The organism is Sessilibacter sp. MAH1 (assembly GCF_054658315.1).
Genome location: NZ_BAAGIC010000005.1, coordinates 156,638 through 176,771 on the forward strand (window position 1 = coordinate 156,638; position 20,134 = coordinate 176,771).

General features: G+C 46.5%; 19 protein-coding genes. 7 read left to right on the forward strand and 12 right to left on the reverse strand.

Annotated elements, in window-relative coordinates:
• Positions 1-345: 345 nt before the first annotated feature.
• Both ACYQ28_RS07180 and ACYQ28_RS07185 read right to left on the reverse strand, forming a co-directional pair.
• Complete coding sequence (locus ACYQ28_RS07180) at positions 346-1,587, reverse strand: type III PLP-dependent enzyme (RefSeq protein ID WP_460049124.1); 1,242 nt, start codon at positions 1,585-1,587, stop codon at positions 346-348.
• 397 nt (positions 1,588-1,984) lie between these two features.
• Positions 1,985-2,185, reverse strand: coding sequence for a CPXCG motif-containing cysteine-rich protein (locus ACYQ28_RS07185; protein ID WP_460049125.1), 201 nt, complete (start codon positions 2,183-2,185; stop codon positions 1,985-1,987).
• 21 nt (positions 2,186-2,206) lie between these two features.
• Between ACYQ28_RS07185 and ACYQ28_RS07190 the strand changes: the two genes are divergently transcribed.
• Complete coding sequence (locus ACYQ28_RS07190; protein WP_460049126.1) at positions 2,207-3,304, forward strand: zinc-binding metallopeptidase family protein; 1,098 nt, start codon at positions 2,207-2,209, stop codon at positions 3,302-3,304.
• A gap of 29 nt (positions 3,305-3,333) precedes the next feature.
• Positions 3,334-3,948 carry a hypothetical protein gene (locus ACYQ28_RS07195; RefSeq protein ID WP_460049127.1) on the forward strand — a complete coding sequence of 205 codons (615 nt, stop codon included), beginning with the start codon at positions 3,334-3,336 and terminating at the stop codon, positions 3,946-3,948.
• 4 nt (positions 3,949-3,952) lie between these two features.
• Here ACYQ28_RS07195 and phoU read toward each other — a convergent pair whose 3' ends face one another.
• From phoU to ACYQ28_RS07220, 5 genes are all read right to left on the reverse strand, one after another.
• Positions 3,953-4,675, reverse strand: coding sequence for a phosphate signaling complex protein PhoU (phoU, locus tag ACYQ28_RS07200; protein ID WP_460049128.1), 723 nt, complete (start codon positions 4,673-4,675; stop codon positions 3,953-3,955).
• A gap of 17 nt (positions 4,676-4,692) precedes the next feature.
• On the reverse strand, positions 4,693-5,514 hold the full coding sequence (pstB, locus tag ACYQ28_RS07205) for a phosphate ABC transporter ATP-binding protein PstB (protein WP_460049129.1): 822 nt from the start codon (positions 5,512-5,514) through the stop codon (positions 4,693-4,695).
• 67 nt (positions 5,515-5,581) lie between these two features.
• Entirely contained in the window at positions 5,582-6,865 is a 1,284-nt protein-coding gene (gene pstA / locus ACYQ28_RS07210) for a phosphate ABC transporter permease PstA (protein ID WP_460049130.1), read from the reverse strand.
• On the reverse strand, positions 6,858-8,252 hold the full coding sequence (gene pstC / locus ACYQ28_RS07215) for a phosphate ABC transporter permease subunit PstC (protein WP_460049131.1): 1,395 nt from the start codon (positions 8,250-8,252) through the stop codon (positions 6,858-6,860). Before pstC ends, pstA begins: the two co-directional genes overlap by 8 nt.
• 338 nt (positions 8,253-8,590) lie before the next feature.
• The gene (locus tag ACYQ28_RS07220) at positions 8,591-9,634 is read right to left on the reverse strand and encodes a PstS family phosphate ABC transporter substrate-binding protein (RefSeq protein ID WP_460049132.1); all 1,044 of its coding nucleotides are present in this window, start codon (positions 9,632-9,634) and stop codon (positions 8,591-8,593) included.
• A 455-nt stretch (positions 9,635-10,089) separates the two neighbouring features.
• On the opposite strand from ACYQ28_RS07220, the gene ACYQ28_RS07225 reads away from it, so the two are divergent.
• The 3 genes from ACYQ28_RS07225 (at position 10,090) to ACYQ28_RS07235 (ending at position 12,565) form a co-directional block, all read left to right on the forward strand.
• On the forward strand, positions 10,090-10,611 hold the full coding sequence (locus ACYQ28_RS07225) for a TRAP transporter small permease subunit (RefSeq protein WP_460049133.1): 522 nt from the start codon (positions 10,090-10,092) through the stop codon (positions 10,609-10,611).
• A 62-nt stretch (positions 10,612-10,673) separates the two neighbouring features.
• Positions 10,674-12,050, forward strand: coding sequence for a TRAP transporter large permease (locus ACYQ28_RS07230; RefSeq protein ID WP_460049134.1), 1,377 nt, complete (start codon positions 10,674-10,676; stop codon positions 12,048-12,050).
• 110 nt (positions 12,051-12,160) lie between these two features.
• The gene (locus tag ACYQ28_RS07235; protein WP_460049135.1) at positions 12,161-12,565 is read left to right on the forward strand and encodes an acyl-CoA thioesterase; all 405 of its coding nucleotides are present in this window, start codon (positions 12,161-12,163) and stop codon (positions 12,563-12,565) included.
• Between the two features lie 74 nt (positions 12,566-12,639).
• Here the strand turns inward: ACYQ28_RS07235 and trhA are convergent, their stop codons facing one another.
• The 4 genes from trhA to uvrD all read right to left on the reverse strand — a co-directional run bounded on the left by trhA (position 12,640) and on the right by uvrD (position 17,259).
• Positions 12,640-13,329: a PAQR family membrane homeostasis protein TrhA gene (trhA, locus tag ACYQ28_RS07240; protein ID WP_460049136.1), complete on the reverse strand. Its 690-nt coding sequence runs from the start codon at positions 13,327-13,329 to the stop codon at positions 12,640-12,642.
• Positions 13,330-13,463: 134 nt separating this feature from the next.
• On the reverse strand, positions 13,464-13,865 hold the full coding sequence (locus ACYQ28_RS07245; protein ID WP_460049137.1) for a YybH family protein: 402 nt from the start codon (positions 13,863-13,865) through the stop codon (positions 13,464-13,466).
• A gap of 26 nt (positions 13,866-13,891) precedes the next feature.
• Positions 13,892-15,046, reverse strand: a complete 1,155-nt coding sequence (locus ACYQ28_RS07250) for a TRAP transporter substrate-binding protein (protein WP_460049138.1) — start codon at positions 15,044-15,046, stop codon at positions 13,892-13,894.
• A gap of 26 nt (positions 15,047-15,072) precedes the next feature.
• Positions 15,073-17,259, reverse strand: a complete 2,187-nt coding sequence (uvrD, locus tag ACYQ28_RS07255; RefSeq protein ID WP_460049139.1) for a DNA helicase II — start codon at positions 17,257-17,259, stop codon at positions 15,073-15,075.
• Between the two features lie 344 nt (positions 17,260-17,603).
• Here uvrD and ACYQ28_RS07260 point away from each other — a divergent pair, with 344 nt between their 5' ends.
• Positions 17,604-18,455, forward strand: coding sequence for an SIS domain-containing protein (locus ACYQ28_RS07260; RefSeq protein ID WP_460049140.1), 852 nt, complete (start codon positions 17,604-17,606; stop codon positions 18,453-18,455).
• Positions 18,456-18,464: 9 nt separating this feature from the next.
• On the opposite strand, the gene ACYQ28_RS07265 is transcribed toward ACYQ28_RS07260, so the two are convergent.
• Positions 18,465-19,220 carry a TlyA family RNA methyltransferase gene (locus ACYQ28_RS07265; protein WP_460049141.1) on the reverse strand — a complete coding sequence of 252 codons (756 nt, stop codon included), beginning with the start codon at positions 19,218-19,220 and terminating at the stop codon, positions 18,465-18,467.
• Positions 19,221-19,271: 51 nt separating this feature from the next.
• Between ACYQ28_RS07265 and ACYQ28_RS07270 the strand changes: the two genes are divergently transcribed.
• Complete coding sequence (locus ACYQ28_RS07270) at positions 19,272-19,763, forward strand: GNAT family N-acetyltransferase (protein ID WP_460049142.1); 492 nt, start codon at positions 19,272-19,274, stop codon at positions 19,761-19,763.
• Positions 19,764-20,134 lie beyond the last annotated feature (371 nt).

Below are 20,134 nucleotides of genomic sequence, written 5' to 3' on the forward strand. Positions count from 1 at the left end.
GCGACACATCCTTGTGTCGCGAGAAACTCCAGGTTAATCAGAGTTTTCTATAAAAAATACCATTTTGAATTGTTTAACCATTTCTCTAGCGTGCATCATCGATAGAGACAGCCGTATTAAGCCTTATCGAATATTTCAAATACATCGGAATTTTCTCGTAAAACTCTTTCAATAATAAAATGGTTTGCGAAGGTGTTTTTAAACAAGGGGTGTTTTTAAACAAGGTGAGCTAAACGGTTGGCAGTTTAACTTTTCAGGGCGTATAAAAAAGGGCTCCTATTTAGGAGCCCCAAAAGCCGTCACTTATATGACTGGAAATTAATAACTGCTATTTAGCGGTAAATCTTAAGCGCGGTGTCTTTTTGTCATTTTTACAGATTCTTCAGCAACCGCAAATTCATTCATAACGTGAATTTTTGCTTTCGGGAAGAAGTTAAATTCTGTTGCCGTAGCTGAGGTGTAAGCACCCATCATGCGACTAACAATAAAGTCACCGTTGTTCAATTCTGGCAAGCTGATGTTTTCAGAAATAACATCAATGCTGTCGCAAGTTGGGCCTGCCAATACACATACTTCTTCTTGACCTTGGTTAAAAGGTGCTGAAATTGGGTAGTCACCGTGATCGAAGGTAATACCACTGAATGAGCCGTAAAGACCATCGTCCAAGTAGTACCACATTTTGCCATCGCGTAATGCTTTACCCATTACAGAGGCAACACCAGTCATTGCACCAGCAACAATAAAACGTCCCGGCTCTGCAATGACTTGAACGGTGTCTGGCAATACATCTAAAGCTTCGCGAATAGGTGCACAGAAGTCATCAATTGCTGGCACAGATTCGTTGTAAGGTACTGGGAAACCTCCGCCAATATCCAAAGTAGAAAGCGCTGGTAAACCCATTTTTGCCGCTTTGCGAATTACGCGCGCGCTTTCTAAAATTGCATCAACGTATTTTTGCGAATCTAGAGTTTGTGAACCAACGTGGAAAGACAAACCTTTCACACGAATACCAAACTCTTGCGCTTTTACTAATAAATCGATCGCTTGTGTTGGAGAACAACCAAATTTTTTCGATAAATCTGAGTAAGCATTTGGATTTCTGAAACTCAAACGAATTAAAATTTCTGCTTGATCGCGGTAAGCGATAAATTTTTCAAGCTCGTTTAGATTATCGACCACAAACACGTAGCAGCCATATTCTAAGGCCCGCCGGATGTCGCCATCACGTTTAATTGGGTGAGTGTGGATGCATTTTTCTGGATCAATGCCTAAACCTTCAACCAATTCAACTTCACCGTTGGTCGCTAAATCAAAGCTAGCACCGATGTCGCGAAGCGTCGCAACAACTGCTGGGTGAGGTAATGGTTTTAATGCATAGTGCAAGGTTACATTTGGTAATGCTTTGCTTAATGCTTCGTATTGCGTACGAACTGAGTCACAGTCTAAAACCAACAAAGGCGAACCGTGCTCGGCAACTAATTGTGGAATATCAGCGTCAGACAAACCCTTGATTTCGCCTTTTTGAGTTTGGGCGAATGCAGGAATTTTTGAATACTCAACGTTTGAATCAACAGAACAAAGTGACATGGCCATCCTCAAAATGCATTAGCGCTTTTTGCAATAGAAATGCTATCGGCAGGACGTCGCAATATTAAGGTAGGAACCAGAATATGGATGTGCGCAAACCAAGTGCAAGGGCAAAAAGCAAATAAAAAGGCAAAAAAAGTGTCATCAGCAACGCCGACAACAATTAATTCACTCTTGGATAGTTGCTCTTCTGCCTTGTCGCTATCAGTCCTATTTCTAGGAGCGCTGTACTTGGATTGGCTATCATCAAGAAGAGCGCGAATAATAAATTAATTAGTGGAAATCACAATCTTTTTTTTAGGTGTTTTTAGTTATTTTTATGTTAAAAAATGTTTCATTAATGAATATTCACATTCATCATAGCAGTATATTATTTATGGTTTTATGCCTGTCTAATTTAGAAACCGCTTTCATTTTCAGATTTAATTTGCAGCTGATAACCACCGTCATCGTCGACCATTAAATGAAAATCGATTGGACGGCAGCAAATCTGACAATCTTCAATGTAATCGCAGTTGCCCTCACTGAAGTCGACGGTAACCGTCTGTGACTCGCCGCAATAGGGGCACAGAATTTCTTCATCAGGTAAACAGCTCACAATCAACTACCTCATTTCTTTATGAATACGTTTATTTGCCAACACTGTAGCCAAGCCGTCTTCTTTGATAATAGCCAATGCGAATCTTGTGGTGCGGCATTGGGTTTTGACAGTGACCAATTACAGATGATTAGCCTGACCCAAGTTCACAAAACACAAACGCTGCTGGATAAAAAATCCAACCCATACCGCGCTTGTGCAAACCGCGCGTTACACGTTTGCAACTGGCTTTTACCCAAAGCCAGTTTAGACACAGATTTGTATTGCCGGGCCTGCGTGTTAAATCGATACGTTCCAAACACCGGTGACGCTGACGCCAGTATCCAGTGGGCCGAATTGGAACAAGCCAAAAAACGGTTGATGTACAGTTTGATTCGCTTTGGTCTGCCGGTGGTGGCTAAAAAAGACGGCCAACAACAGGGCTTACGCTTTGACTTTATAAACCAGCAACAAAATATTCCCCAAAATGCGACCAATACCATCGGCCACTCCCAAGGCCAAATTACGATTACAACCGACGAGGCAAACCCCAGTGAGAGAGAGCAAACTCGTATCGACTTGGGTGAAAAGTATCGTACGCTGCTGGGCCACTTTCGCCATGAAATCGGTCACTATTATTGGGATCATTTGGTCGCAAACGACGCTTATTGGTTGCAGGAATTTCGCAAGCTTTTCGGCGATGACAGACAAGACTATCAACAAGCTTTGACAAGCCACTATCAAAACCCCAATCCAAATTGGCGTTTGGATTTTATTTCTGAGTACGCGTCTTCGCATCCGTGGGAAGATTGGGCAGAAACCTGGGCCCATTATTTTCATTTGATTGATACGGTAGACACGGCTATGCATTTTGGCATACAGATACGACCTAATAATGCAGAATTGCCAAAGACTACCTATTCTTTGCGTGACGGCGTCTCTGCCGATGCCTATAGCAGTGAAAATTTCCAAGAGCTCTATGACAACTACATTCCCATTACTCTTGCGGTAAATTCTTTGAACCGCAGTCTTGGGCAGTCGGATGTTTACCCCTTTGTACTAAACCAATCGGTCTTTAAAAAACTCGACTTTATCCATCAGCTGATCAAGAATAAATCGAATGCCGCTAGACCAGATTAATGCAATCAATCACCGAGGAGAATAGCTGCGTGGAAGTCGCCCGACTGATCTTGGATTTTCTGAAAGCCTCAATTTGGCCGATTGTGACGCTGGTGTTCTTTCTGGTGTACGGCGAGAGGGTTTTAAGCATCTTGTCGTCGCGAGAAATTGATGTGTTTGGTGTGCAAATTGGCCAGCAGATCAATAACTTTTCACACGTGCACGAACAACAAATCTCCGATTTAAAACGCGAGTTGTTGGTTCGCCAACCCAAGCTTCAAGAAGCTAACATCGATTGGCTGACCCAAGAGCTCGATAAGATCAGTGTTAATGTGAATTCTGACCTTACCGCCATGCGCAGCCAGACTACCGAGCCTGAGAAATTCGATAAGATCGATCAACACAACCAAGCCCAAATTGAAGAAAAACGTGGCTTTGACGCCCTACTAAATAGAGATATAGATTCCGCCATTACTGCTTTCGATAAAGCGCGCAAACTGTGGCCGCAATACCACAATGTAGACGAAATTTACCGTCTGCTAGAGCAGTACAAAGGTAAATTGAATCAAAAAGACCAATGGAAGCTTTTTTGTGAAGAGCTTACCGGCAAGTATTCGTGGGGAATGCCCGCCGGTATCAAAGAAGAGCTTTTGCGCTCGATTTGAGAATTTATTTAGAGCGACTGCTGACCTGACGTTCCATCTCAGAAACGCTGGTGTGTCGAACATCCAAACCTTTCACTAAATAAATAATGTGCTCGGCGATATTTCTGGCGTGATCGCCAATGCGCTCAAGTGAACGCAACGCCCACATAACGTTTAAAATACGATTGATAGAATGCGGATCTTCCATCATGCAGGTCATTAGCTCACGCATTGCTGACTTGTACTCGCGATCAACATCGTTGTCTTCGCGCACAACCGCAAGAGCTGCATCAACGTCAAAACGCGCAAATGCGTTAAGCATTTCATCAACCATGTGCAATACGCCATGAGCAATATGGCGCAGTTCAACATAACCTTGAGAACGTTGGCCTTCTTCAACCAAAGCAAGTGCCATTTGGGCAACTTTTTCGGCTTCATCGCCCATACGTTCAAGGTCACGAGTGATTTTGGAAACCGCCAAAACCATGCGTAAATCAGAAGCGGCGGGCTGACGTCGCGCCAATACGAGTGTGCAATGTTCGTCGAGAGCCATTTCGCGGGCGTCAACTTCGTCTTCAACGGTAATAACCTTACGCGCCAAATCCGAATCGGCATTGCTGATGGAAGAAATACCATCGCGAACCTGCTCTTGTACTATCCCGCCCATTTCCAATAACTCGGTACGCAGGTCCTCAAGATCTGAGTTGTACTGACGAGAAATATGCTGGTCGAGATGTAGCTTATCCATGGAGGTAGCTCCGTAAGTTAACCAAAACGACCGGTAATGTAAGCTTCGGTCAGCTGATGGTCTGGGTTAGTAAATACTTTTTCTGTCTCATTCACTTCAATAAGCTTACCAAGGTGAAAGTACGCCGTTCGATTCGAAACCCGCGCCGCTTGCTGCATGGAGTGGGTTACGATGGCAATGGTGTAGTTTTCGCTCAGTTCCGCAATGAGTTCTTCAATTTTTGCCGTAGCGATTGGATCAAGCGCAGAGCAGGGTTCGTCCATAAGAATAACTTCGGGACTCACCGCGATTGTTCGCGCGATACACAAACGCTGTTGCTGACCACCAGAAAGTCCTGTTCCTGGAGCATCGAGTCGATCTTTTACTTCGTTCCAAAGGCCAGCTTTTTGTAAACTGGTTTCAACAATTTCATCGAGCTCGGTGCGCTTAGACACTAAGCCGTGAATCTTAGCTCCGTAAGCGACGTTTTCGTAGATCGACTTTGGAAATGGGTTGGGTTTTTGGAACACAATACCGACGCGCGCTCTTAACGGTACCACATCCAATTTCGCACCGTAAATATCCTCACCCTCTAAGTTTAGACTGCCTACAACTCGACAACCTTCGATTGTGTCGTTCATGCGGTTTAAACATCTTAAAAATGTCGACTTGCCACAACCCGAGGGACCAATCATGGCGATAACTTCGTTGGAGCCAATATCGAGGCTGACGTCAAAAATCGCTTGTTTTTCGCCGTAAAACACATTGACGTTGCGCATGCTCAGCTTCGCCGAGTCTACAAAAGGTTCACCCACGGTACCATTAACCGGTACGTCTTGAATTCCAGAGGTTGTTGTCATGTTCCGTTAACCTTTTTAAATCTTATTGCCGAGACTGCAATGCTGCGCTCGGTTTTAGACGAATGTATTACCAACGACGCTCAAGCTTGCGTCGTAACAACACCGCTACGGTGTTCATTAAAATCAAAAAGCCTAACAACACCATAATGGCGCCGGAAGTTCGCTCCGTAAAGGCGCGCTCTGGGCTGTCTGACCAAAGATAAATTTGTACCGGCAGTACCGTTGCCGGATCGGTAATTGAGCCTGGTAAATCGACGATAAATGCGACCATACCAATCATTAACAGCGGTGCGGTTTCACCCAAGGCTTGCGCCATACCAATGATGGCGCCGGTAAGCATGCCGGGCATAGCCAAGGGCAATACGTGATGCAAAATCACCTGCATTTTTGACGCGCCAAGACCGTAGGCCGCTTGGCGAATCGAGGGCGGTACCGACTTAATGGCAGCTCGGCTGGAAATAATAATGGTCGGCAAGGTCATCAGCGTTAACACCAAACCACCCACCAAGGGCAAGGAGCGCGGCATCTCAAAGAAATTGATGAAAATCGCCAAACCCAGCAAGCCGAAAATAATCGATGGTACAGCCGCCAGGTTGTTGATGTTCACTTCGATAAAGTCGGTAAAGCGATTTTTAGGCGCATACTCTTCAAGATACATGGCTGCGGCAACACCAATGGGGAATGACAGCACTAGAGTTACCAATAAGGTATACAGTGAACCCAACAGAGCACCGCGAATGCCGGCCATTTCTGGCTCGCGTGAATCACCGTTGGTAAACAGTATGCGGTTGAAGCGCGATTTGATTTCGCCAGAGGCTATAAGGGTCTCAACCCACTCAATTTGTTTCTCACTCAAGCGACCAATAAATGGCTCAGCATCATCACGGCTTTTCGCGTAGGTATCGACGTCGTCATCCACCAGCACCCACAAACTAACGGTACTGCCGAGCTTGGTCGGATCGGCTTTGAGAATATCTTGTACGGCAAATCCAGCACTGTTACTAACCAAAGCGTACAAAGAGCGGCGATCGGAACGACCGGTAACCTCAGGGAAACGTGTTCTCAAGGCCTCTTTGACCACACCTTGATAATCGGCAAGAGCCAGCTGCTCTGGGTCGGTAGCATCGCGAATGTCGAGAGTACTCGCATTTAGAGTTACTTCAATTTGCACGTAGTGCGCGGTAAAAGCCCCATGACCTTTACCAATGATGTCGGTAAACAAAACCACTAAGCACAACAAACCAAAGCCAATAGACAATATGCCGTAGGCTCGAAAGCGTTTTTCTGCGCGATAACGTTTTTTGAGGTTCTTATTGACCAGCTCGATGGTGCTGGAAGTAGACTTACTCATATTGCTCTCGATATTTTTTCACAACGTGTAAGGCGATAAAGTTCAGAGTTAAGGTCACCAAGAACAACACCAAACCCAGTGCAAACGCAGCCAAGGTTTTAGGGCTATCAAACTCTTGATCGCCCACTAACAAGGTTACGATTTGCACGGTAACAGTGGTAACCGACTCTAGCGGGTTAGCGGTCAGATTTGCCGCAAGTCCCGCCGCCATCACCACGATCATGGTTTCACCGATGGCGCGGCTCACCGCCAGTAAGATGCCGCCAACAATGCCGGGCAATGCTGCGGGAATAACGACCTTCTTGATGGTTTCAGACTTGGTTGCGCCAAGACCATAGGAACCATCGCGCAGCGAATTGGGTACCGCGTTGATCACATCGTCCGATAACGAAGACACCATCGGAATGATCATCACCCCCATGACTGCACCCGCAGCCAACGCACTTTCGGATGAAGCACCAGCAATACCGATACTTTCTAAAAAATCACGCAGCGCAGGCGCTACGGTTAAGGCGGCAAAAAAGCCGTACACAACCGTTGGAATACCGGCTAAAACCTCAAGAACGGGTTTGATAATGGCGCGCACGCGGCGGTCGGCGTATTCCGATAAATAAATTGCTGCCATCAAACCCGATGGCACCGCAACCAACATAGCAATGGCGGAAATTAACAAGGTACCGGCAAATAAAGGCACAGCACCAAAAGAACCAGAGCCACCCACTTGGTCGGCGTGGATCGCCGTTTGTGGGCTCCAGTGCAGGCCAAAGACAAAGTCGGTGACAGGAATAACTTGGAAGAAGCGTAAACTCTCGAATAACACCGACAGCACAATGCCTACGGTCACTAAAATTGCGAGACTTGAAGACGCCAATAAGAGGCTGCGGAAAATCTTTTCAACGAAATTACGGGCGCGCAGCTCGGGGTGGACCTTCAACCAAGCACCGGCGCCAAAAATCATGGCAACCAACAACACCACAACGGCCTTTGACCAATCGCTGATGCGGTTTAAATCCGCTAAACGATTCGCCGCGTCAATCATCACCGGTGTTTCATTGCCCGTAAGGGCCGATGGGTTGGAAGCCAGATTCTCAACGGAGTTGATCAAAAGGCCGAGTTCGGCCGCTGAAATTTGTCGCTCAGACTCTGGCAGTGATTGAATCACCATGGTTTCGATCAAGTAACCGTCGAAAATCGTCCAAACAAAAATCACCAATAACGCCGGAAATAAACACCAAATTGCTGCCATCATTCCGTAGTACATCGGTAGAGAATTCAGCTGGGCCTGACCGCCAATAGCTCGGGCTAAGCTCAGTGATCTTTGCCGGGATACTACAAACACCCCAAAGCACAAAATCGCTAGAACCAAAATAAGCGTGGATAAACTCATGCGTCCTCAACTAGACAACGTCTTTCTTATCGTCACAAATGTGGCGGTATCACCTAAAATTCAGCGGCAATTTAGGATGCAACTTGTGTTATTGGTTGCATTCTTCCTTGAGATATAAACTGAACAACGTGTTCGATAGTGGCTTAATTTTGCGAAATAATTGCTTTATTTCACCGATTTTCTCAGCCAATTACTCTTGTTTAAAGGCGCACCGTAAAAACCAGGCGCGACTATAAAGAAAAATGGCGCAAAACAAAAATAAAGCCCAGGCCTTAGCGCTGGGCTTTATCTGTTCTAAACCAGTGTCGGCTATTATCTAGCCGATACCCAAGCTTAGATTACATCGCCAAGCTTTCTAGATTTTCTACCCGAGCCTTAATGGATTTACGCTCTTCTTCGCTGAGAGGAATCATGCCTTTTTCGGCTAAATAACCTTCTTCACCCCATGCCTTGCTGCTGGTGAACTCACTTAAATACTCAGCAATACCTGGAATAAAGTTGATGTGCTCTTTTTTCACGTAGAAATAAAGCGGACGCGAAACTGGGTAGGTACCTTCAGCAATAGCATCAAAAGTGGGTTGTGAACCGTCGATAAACGCACCGTGAATAATGTCGGCGTTTTGATCTAGGAAGCTAAAACCAAAAATACCGAACGCATTTTTGTTGGCATCCAATTTTTGAACAATTAAGTTGTCGTTTTCACCGGCTTCAATGTATGAACCGTCTTCACGCACTGTGTGACAAATTGCTTTGAATTGATCCTTATGAGTTTTCTCAAGATCTTTAATCCAGCTGTAGCTTGAACAACCGGCTTCCATAACCAACTCAACAAACGCGTCGCGAGTACCCGAAGTTGGCGGTGGGCCTAAAACTTCAATTTTAGACTCAGGCAACTTAGCGTCGATATCGCTCCAGTTCACGTAGGGGTTATCGATTAACTTACCAGGATTGGCTTCGTCGGGGGTTTTTTTCGCCAACGCCAAGAACAATTGCTTGCGAGTGATGTTTAGCGGCTCGGCTTCGGCAGAATTGCCAAGCACAATGCCATCATAACCAATCAAGACTTCAACGATGTCTTTAACACCATTAGCTTGGCATTGCTTGAATTCGCTGTCTTTTATTTTGCGCGAAGCATTGGCGATGTCTGGGTAGTTAACACCCACGCCCTGACAGAACAATTTTAAGCCGCCGCCGGAACCAGTAGCTTCAATTTTTGGGGTTTTAAAGCTGGTTGCACGACCGAATCGCTCGGCAACTACGGTCGAAAACGGATAAACAGTCGACGAACCAACAATCTCAATATAATCACGCGCTGCTAGCGCAGTATTTGCCACGCCAGAGCATGTCGCTAGCAGTAGGGTTGAAAGCAGTACTTTTTTCACAGGTAACTCCTAGAGATAACACTTCACAGCAGCCGCTTTGAAAGTTCAGCAGCGCATAAAATTCCGTGGCAAATTTATTTCAAAAATGTGTAAGAAATATTACAGCGGGCAAATTAGGTCGATTTTTCGTGTAAAAAAACTAAATTTAGACCAAATTCGAGTATTTGTTGCTGATAAGATAGAGCTAGCGCCACAGTCTAACGACTGTATGCGACAATTTTGTTTAAACGACGACATATTTTCATTTTATTTATAAAAATTTTTGCACGTATAGGGAAAAATGAATATAAGACTGGTGTCTAGCAATTAATCTGTTTATTCGTATATTTTTTGTCAGAACCGGTTTTTCAGGTTTAAGAACAACGGCTTTTTCTTATTAAATGCTTAGAATAATTACAATAAATTAACGAACTTTCTCCACGATTATTCTCCGTACGCAAAAGATTTGAGAACTCATGAAATACGCCATCCACTGGCTTGATCAGATTGCAAAACTCACTGGCCTGATTTGTTCTTTCGCCATTCCATTTATGGTGATTATTACCGTGGCTATCGTTGTCATGCGCTATGGATTTGGAGTCGGCTCGGTGGCCTGGCAAGAATCGGTAACTTATCTACACGCCAGTCTTTTTATGCTGGCTATCGCCTATGCGCTAAAAACCGACTCTCACGTTCGAGTAGATATCTTTTACCGCCGCTTTAGTCCAAACACGCAAGCCTGGATCAACGCACTGGGCGCTCTGGTCTTTTTACTGCCATTAGTTTTGGTGATGATTATTTACGGTTGGGACTACGCCGCACGCAGCTGGGCCATCAAAGAGACCTCTATCGAACCCGACGGAATACCGGCTTTATTCTTATTAAAGAGCTTGATTGTGTTGTCGGCATCACTGTTGTTATTGCAATGCCTGGCCGAGGTCTTAGCAAACGCGCTGACAATTATTGATCGTCCAATCGAGCGCATCCGTGGAAAATAGCCGCCCAAAGCACAACGAATCTTACACAACTTCCATTTGCGCAATTTTAGGTTAGCTCGCCGTTGATTGAATTTATTCCCATTTTGCTATTTGTTTGCGTCTGCTTGGCACTGATGCTTGGCTATCCTGTTGCCTTTACCTTAGCGGGCGCTTCGCTGATTTTCGCCGGTTTTGGTATTGTTTTCGGCGTTTTTGAGCCAAGTCTCTTGGCCGCTATTCCCGATCGTTTTTTTGGCACCATGAGTAATTCAACCCTCGTCGCGGTACCGCTGTTCATCTTTATGGGCATCGTGCTTGAAAAAAGCCGCATCGCCGAAGACTTGCTAAAAAGCATGGCGCGATTATTGGGTTTTCTACCGGCGGGACTGGGTTTATCGGTTGTCGCCGTTGGTGCGCTATTGGCGGCATCCACGGGTATCGTTGGTGCCACCGTAGTGACCATGGGTTTGATGTCGTTACCGACGATGCTCAAGCAGGGTTACAGCAAGAGCTTGGCAACCGGCACCATCTGTGCGACCGGTACTTTGGGGCAAATCATTCCACCGTCCATTGCCTTAGTATTACTTGGCGATATTCTCTCTACCGCCAATCAGCAAGCGCAAATTAATAATGGCGTATTTAACCCAACCCCTGTATCGGTAGGCGATTTGTTTATCGGCGCCGTTATCCCCGGACTTATGTTGGTTTTCGCCTACGGTATTTACGTACTTTGGGCTGGCCGCAAAACTAAGCAACCGGCAATAAAAAACTCAGAAGACGAGCCAGACATCAGTTTGTGGTTCGCGTTAATCCCACCAATTTTATTAATCAGCATTGTGCTTGGTTCGATCATTTTTGGTGCAGCCACTCCCACCGAAGCCGCCGGAATAGGCGCGTTGGGCTCGGTGATATTGGCCCTTGCCAAGCGCCAACTGAATCTTGCGACCGTAAAAGAGATCGGCCTTGCGACCACGCGCGTAACTACCATGGTTTTTACGATTTTGCTGGGCGCGTCAATTTTCTCACTGGTGTTTCGTGGATTTGGCGGCGAAGAGCTGATCAATCACGGCTTTAGTCAACTACCCGGTGGGTTATTTGCTGCCACTTTGATCGTAATGCTGGTGATTTTCTTATTGGGCTTTATCTTAGACTTTATTGAGATCACCTTTGTGGTGGTGCCACTGGTAGCGCCGGTGTTGATTACCCTTGGCGCAGATCCAGTGTGGCTTGGCATTATGATCGCTATCAATTTACAGACTTCGTTTTTAACGCCACCGTTTGGTTTCGCACTGTTTTATTTACGTGGCGTAGCACCCAATTCTGTAAATACCTCCGACATCTATTCTGGAGTGGTACCCTTCATTGTGATCCAATTGTTGTTGCTTTTGGTGCTTAGTATTTGGCCTAACATTGTCACCTGGCCCATACAGGCTCTACCGCAATTGAGCCTTAGCCACTGAGTATTCAAAGGAGTGAACATCACAACAAGGAAGTCGGCGATAATGTGGCAGTATTTATGCTGACACTTGTTTCGTCTTCAATAATCAATAAACAATAATTAGAGATACCCATGAGCCATTCTTATAATGAACTCGACGAAACACCGTTACCTAACGGTGAGCTAGCTTTACAAACCGTCGCCATGCCCGGTTCCACCAACGCCAGTGGCGATGTCTACGCTGGTTGGTTGCTGTCGCAAATGGATATTGGCGGCTCCATGGTTGCCCAAGAAATTGCTGGCGGAAGAGTTACCACCGTCGCCGTAGGCAGTATGGCCTTCTTGCGGCCGGTACCGGTGGGATCGCAGATTCGCTGCTACGTAGAAACCTTAGAAGTAGGGCGCTCTTCCATTAAGGCATTGGTAGAGGTCTGGTTAAAGGCGCCGCAATCTCTGGAGCTGATGAAAGTCACCGAAGGTGAGTTTGTCTTCGTTGCCATAGATGCCAACGGTCGCACTCGTCCCATCGACAAATAAATCGCCCTATCGAGAAAATCGAGAAAATCGAGAAATATAAGCCAGACACAAAAAACGCCCCGAAGGGCGTTTTTTTAAATCATATCGTTGTAGATGGCTATGTAATGGCAGCAACTGCCGCCCAGCACAAATAAATGCCAAATGGAATGCGCAAAGGGAAGTCTATCGAGCGCATAAAAGATCACACCTACGGTATAAACAATGCCCCCAGCCAAAACCAGATCAATGGTCATTGGCGAAAGTTTATCCATTAGTACCGGAGCGGCAATAATACCAATCCAGCCCATTACTACGTAATTGATGACGTGAATCTTGTGGTACTGACCACGGCGCACCAGTTTTAAGGTAATGCCAGTAATGGCCAATGACCAAACCACGATGAAAAACGACCAACCCAATACGCCGCCAAGACTAACCACCAAAAACGGCGTGTAGGTTCCGGCAATCAGCAGATAAATAGCGCTATGATCAAACAGCCGCAGGACCTTTTTCGGGCCGGCAAAGGGAATGCTGTGGTACATGGTGGACGCCAAAAACATCAAAAACAGGCTCGCGCCGTAGATAGATACAGCCACAATCGTCCAAGCGTCGGCTTCGATGCTTGCCATTACAATCAAGAGCGTCACCGCCGATACACTTACCACGGCACCAACGCCATGACTGATGGCGTTGACCAGCTCTTCGGCGAGACTGCGCGCGCGACCTTTCTTGTCTTCAACTTTTACCGGCAGGTTCGCATCCGGCATGTGTATACTGTCGTTCATAAAATGAGTACTAACCTTTTGGGCGATCATCTTAATTCTTTGGATTTTTACTTGCTGCTGTTAGTTTAAAGAGTAGCAGCTGAATAGTGTCTGAGTAATTGGTTATAACCGCAGATTTAGAGGGCTGAGCTGAGCTAACCCTGCCCAACCAGCGGCATAGACATGTGCTGATGCACGATCTGCCAGCGGTTGTCGGTTTTCTCCAACGCGAAAGTGGCTCGCACCAGGTTCTCAAAGCTTTGGCCGTTTTCTAAAACGCCACCGCAACGAATAATACCAAAGGCATAGGCTATGTGTTCACGCGCCTTGATGCTCAACTCGATAAAATCAAACACCATCGACTGCGGATTGTCGAGATGCCAATCATCCCAACTTTGACGGTAAGCCTCTACGCCTTCGTACTTGAGCGGCGGTAATACATCGAACATAACCAAGTCATCACGATGATGCCTAAGAATCTGATCATCCATACTCAAACGCGTACAGGTGGCCCATTCTTGCAAAATATTTTGGATGGCTTGTTCTTCGTGCTCCATGCTAATCCTCGTCAATAAATAGGCGACTACTGCGCCTTTGGAAAACTTTCTCGGGCTTTGTACCACGCCTGCTCAGAGATTTCGTGGTAGGCCTCTGCTTGATGTCGAAACTCCTCGTAAGCCTTGTACACTCGGGCAAACTGCGGATCTTTTGCCGCTAACTCATCGTACACCTCAAACGCCGATTTGCGCAGCGCTAAGAGCACATCTTTGGGCAGCTCGCGCAGTTGCACGCCGTGTTTTTCAACCAATTCTTTTAATGCCGCATTGTTGCGACTGGTGTACTGATCAAGGGTTAGCTGATTGGAAACAATGGCTGCTCGATAAACCATCTTTTGCAGATCTTCGGGCAAAGACTCGTAAGCGTCGCGATTGACAAGTAACTCAAGCGTTGGCCCCGGCTCGTGCCAACCCGGATAATAATAATATTTCGCGACCTGATAAAAACCCATCACCAAATCGTTGTAAGGGCCAACCCATTCGGTCGCGTCGATCACGCCGGTTTGTAGCGAGGTATACAGTTCACCGCCGGGAATGGTCACCGCAACACCACCGGCGCGATTCCAAACCTCGCCACCAAGGCCCGGAATACGCATCTTCAAACCTTTAATGTCGTCGATGGTGTTGATTTCTTTGTTGTACCATCCCGCCATTTGCACGCCGGTATTTCCGGCCGGAAAAGGCAACAGATTGAACGGTTCATAAAGCTCGCGCCACAATTCCCAGCCACCGCCTTCGGTAATCCACGCGTTCATCTCTTGAGCATTCATGCCAAAGGGCACGGTCGTAAAAAATACCGACGCTGGCATTTTGCCTTTCCAATAATAAGACGCGCCGTGGCCCATTTGCGCAGTGCCATTAGAGACCGCATCAAACACGCCCAATGCAGGTACAAGCTCGCCAGCACCATACACTTTGATTTGTAATCGCCCGCCACTCATTTCAGTAATGGATTCGGCAAACTCGTTAGCGGCAGTTCCCAATCCGGGAAAATTCTTGGGCCAAGTGGTTACCATGCTCCAGTGATACACCAACTGATCACCGGTTGCGGTTTCAGATTTGGCGTAGACCTTGGTTGACCCGCGTTTTACGTACTGCGCAACCAACGCCGTGCTTACTAGCACCAATAGCAGAGTCAAAACCAGTACCGCAATGGGCAGCACCGTTCTGGGTTTAGACATTCTTTTTCCTCAAGGGAGATAACAATCTACAGCGGCGTAAGCTTGGCATACTGCATCACCAGCCACTTGTTACCAGCGTCATCAAAGTTGATTTGCACTCGGCTGTTCGGCCCACTGCCTTCTACATGCAAGATAACGCCATCGCCAAAAATAGGATGGGTTACGCGCTGCCCCAAATGAAACCCCATTTCTTCCGGCGAGTCACTGTAACGTCTGCGACCCACCGGTTGTCGGTCAAACTGCACCGGACGCTGCACACTCGATTTAACACGAACCTCTTGAATGCATTCGCTGGGGATTTCTTTTACAAAGCGCGACACCGAGTTAAAGCTTTCTTTACCGTGAATGCGCCGCGATTCGGCGTAGGTGAGAAACAACTTGGTCATGGCGCGAGTGATGCCAACGTAGGCAAGACGGCGCTCTTCTTCCAAACGCGTTGGATCTTCCACCGACATCTTGTGCGGGAAGAGGTTTTCTTCAACACCGGCCATAAACACCAGCGGGAATTCTAAACCCTTGGCCGAGTGCAAGGTCATCAGCTGCACGGCTTCTTCGAATTCGTCGGCCTGTTCTTCACCGGCATCCAACGCCGCAGACGCTAAAAAGTCGGCCAAAATACTGACCTCTTCTTCGCCTTCGGCAACACCGGTTGGCTCGTAGCCTCGACAAGCACTGATAAATTCTTCCAAGTTTTCTTTTCGTGCCTGACCCTTCTCGCCTTTTTCTTTGGCGTGAAACGCCACTAAGCCCGAAATATCGATGACTTTTTCAGCCAAATCGGCCAAATCCAGGTCATCGGCGAAGCCTGCCAGCGTGTCGATTAAATGCATGAAGTTCTTAACCGAGGTTCCGGCACGGTTGGTAAACACGCTATTCGATAGCATCTTGGCGGCCGCCTGCCACAGCGATGAACCTTCGCTGCGAGCAAACTCGCGGATGTCGTCGATGGTTTTACCACCAATACCGCGTGTAGGCGTATTGATAACGCGCTCAAATGCCGCATCATCGTGACGATTCAGCAACAAGCGCAAATAGGCGAGAGCGTTTTTAATTTCGAGGCGATCGTAGAACCGTTGGCCGCCATAAATGCGGTAGGGCACAGACTCACGCAGCAAGACTTCTTCAAGCACTCGCGATTGCGCATTGGAGCGATACAAGATTGCTACGCTGTCGCGAGGATTACCTTGATCAACCCAACGCTTGATCTGCTCAACAATAAACCGCGCTTCGTCTTGCTCATTAAAACCGGCATACAGCGAAATCGGATCACCGTCTTCGCCGTCGGTGCGCAGAGTTTTACCCAAACGGCCAAAGTTATGTTCGATAACACCGTTTGCGGCTTTCAAGATGGTTCCGGTAGAGCGGTAGTTTTGCTCCAAACGGGTGATATGAGTGTTGGGAAAATCGACATCGAACTGCTGAATGTTTTCGATTTTTGCACCACGCCAGCCGTAAATCGACTGATCGTCGTCGCCAACGGCGGTAATAAAAGAACTGTCACCAGCGAGCACACGCAGCCACGCATACTGAACCGTGTTGGTGTCTTGGAATTCGTCCACCAAGATAAACGGAAAGCGCTGTTGATAATGTTTCAGCAAAATGGGGTTATTTAGCCACAACTCATGGGCACGCAGCAGTAACTCGCCAAAATCCACCAAACCCGAGCGCTGACAAGCCGCTTCGTATTCACGGTAAACGCTGAGCATGGTGCGCTCGTACAGATCGGCGGTTTCGATAACATGCGCCGCGCGACGACCTTCGTCTTTGTGACCGTTGATGTAGGAAGCCGCCTGACGAGGTGGCCATTTTTTATCATCAATATTTAAGGATTGATAAACGCGCTTAATCAAACGCAGCTGATCGTCGCTGTCGAGAATTTGAAAGGCTTGGGGAAGATTGGCTTCGTGCCAATGAGTTTGCAAAAGTCTGTGCGCAAGACCGTGGAAGGTACCAATCCATAAGCCGCGCGGATTCACGCCCAGCAACTGCTCAACGCGCGCGCGCATTTCCCGCGCTGCCTTGTTGGTAAAGGTCACCGCCATAATCGAAAACGGCGACACTTGTTCAACCTGAATCAGCCAAGCAATACGATGCACCAGCACACGGGTTTTACCCGAGCCAGCTCCCGCCAAAATAAGTTGATGCCCAGCCGGAGCACTTACGGCCTCGCGCTGAGCGCTATTTAATTGATCTAATAATTGCGATACGTCCATGGGCGGCATTGTAGCAGAGCGATTTATAGATACTCGGATTAATTCACCAAGGCTTTAAAATTTATCCGCGTCTCAATGACGGCTCTTTATTGCGAGAACAAGTGCTATTTTTACCCTAAGAGGATTTGTTTGCGGTAAGTTGTACAAACTCAAACACAGATTCTTGTAATTTCAGGCGGAAATGTGTGTAATTTCACTACAAAAAGTGGGCTGGAATTACAAAAAAAGATGAATATGCATCATAATCAACCATAAAATCAGCGCTTTTAGCCCCAAATTGCAGATTTTTACGTGCTTTATCGGCAAAATTAGCGTGTAGCACAACACTACCGAGTGCCAGAGCCTTGACCTTAAAACCCTCTGAAGTCACACAAAGTATTACCGACAACATTCCCACCATGCGCAAATCTGAGCGTAAGGTTGCCGAATATGTGCTCGAAAATACTCGCGATGTCATTCATATGCGCATTGTTGATCTCGCCAATGCTGCCAAAGTGAGTGAGCCCACCGTCGTGCGCTTTTGTCGTGCCGTCGGTTGCAATGGCTTTCAGGAATTTAAGCTGAATTTAGCGCAACAGCTGGCCTCGATACCAAACTTTGTACACGTGGCGGTCACCCGCGCCGATACGGTTACCACCTTTTCACACAAGATTTTCGATTCCACCGTAGAAACCCTGCTGCAACTGCGCGACCAGCTCGATCCCATCCAAGTTGAAGCGGCAATTTCGGCCATTTGTCGCGCCTCGCGGGTAGAATTCTTTGGCTTTGGCGCCTCCGGTGCCGTCGCTGCTGACGCACACCACAAGTTCTTCCGTTTGCAACTCGCAACCGCAGCCTATTCCGATCACCACATTCAACACATGTCGGCGATGAGCATGAAAGAAGGTGATGTGGTGGTTGCCATCTCGCAAAGCGGTCGCACCAAATCGTTATTGAACTCAATGGCTTTGGTAAAGCAGCAAGGCGGGGTGGTGATTGGCATTTCGCCGAGCAACTCACCCATTTCTCAAGAGGCAAGCATCAATATTGATGTGAATGTGGATGAAGATTTAGACATCTATACGCCATTGCTGTCGCGCATTGCCCATTTGTTGGTGATTGATATCTTAGCGATTGGCGTTGCTCAACAAAAAGGCGAAGGACTTCACGAGCATTTGTACAAACTCAAACAAGGCCTGGTGTCTTTACGGGTTTAGTCGTGGAACCTAGTTAACGCGCTGGGCGATCAATAAAAATTCGCGATTGCCATCGCCGCCTTTAATGGGGCTTTCTAAATAACCTTGCACCTCAAAACCCAGCGCTTCAACTTCTCGCTGAATGCGAGCTTTTACCTGCGGATACAGTCCGGCATCGCGCACCAAGCCGCCCTTGCCAATGTTTTCTTTACCGACCTCAAATTGAGGTTTTATTAAGCTGATCAAAAAGCCTTTCAGTTTTAAAAAGCGACCCAAATTCGGCAAGATCAACGATTGCGAGATAAAAGACACATCCATCACGATCACATCAAAACCCTGCGGTTCATAGTCCAGCAAGGTTTCCGGCAGTTCACGGGCATTCACACCTTCAAGACAGGTTACCTTGGGATGTTCACGTAATTTGCCATCAAGCTGGTCGCGACCAACATCCACACCAACCACACGCTTAATGCCCGATTGCACTAAATAATCGGTAAAACCGCCCGTAGATTGACCAACATCCAAAGCCGACTTGCCAGCCAACTCGATGCCCGAGAACTCAACCGCCGCCTTAAGCTTTAGGGCACCACGGGAAACGTATTGCAATTCGTCTAAATCATCGAGCTGAAATTGAATATCATCAGGCAACTTGAGGCTGGGTTTAGACAACACCTGCCAATCGCTGCCACTGCCATAGCGAACGCCGCCTTGTTTGATAATACGTGCCGCCTGCGCTCGTGAGCTTACCCAGCCGCCTTCAACCAAAAGTACATCTGCGCGATTCATGTGTTGCTATGCTGCCTGTTCGTCGATTTAAGTATTACTGAAAGGAAAAATATGTACGAGATTATAGAGGTGAACGCCGAGACTACCTATCCCTTGCGTTTAGAACTTCTGCGACCCAACCAAACACTCGCCGAAATGGCCTTTCCCAGTGATCACGATATTCACACACGTCACTTTGCCGCTGTACTTAAAAACGATCTATCGACGTTAAAAATCGAAAATCTCAATCCGGAATCTATCTATGGAATTGTCTCTGTGTATTTTGTTGAGAATTCCGTGATTGGCGCACAATGGCAAATTCGGGCAATGGCAACCCGAGCACAATGTCGAGGCCAAGGCCTAGGCCGTTTATTGCTAAACGTTAGTGAAGACTACTGCAAAAATAACACAATTATCGAACCTTCGTATATTTGGGCAAACGCTCGTGTCTCTGCATTAGCGTTTTATTACGCATGTGGTTATCAAGCCGTGGGCGATATTTTCAACATTGAAGGCGTTGGCGAACATCGTCTAATTAAAAAACCTTTGATAAAAAACTTTTAGGACGCTTTGATAAAGCTCATTTATAAATCTGTTCTTGTAAATTTATTTTTAAAAAATGTCGCAAATAGCTAAATAATTCCGTTAAATCCTTCAGGAATCTCAGATTAACTCCGCAATGATTTAATCCGTGATTCCAATAAAACCATGATCAGTAAAAATAGCTTATCAAGCCTGTGTTTTTATTCCTTAAAATTTAAATTTTAAAAATACATACCATTAATTTTTATTTTTTGTTAATCCATCCTTATTATTTTAAATATTTTAGTTTAAGATCACCCAGTAATTAATCGCTAAACACCTTTGTAAAATTAATTTCTTAACGTTTGTAAATATTTACATAATTTTTAAAAAGACTTTTTAAAGTTATTGGT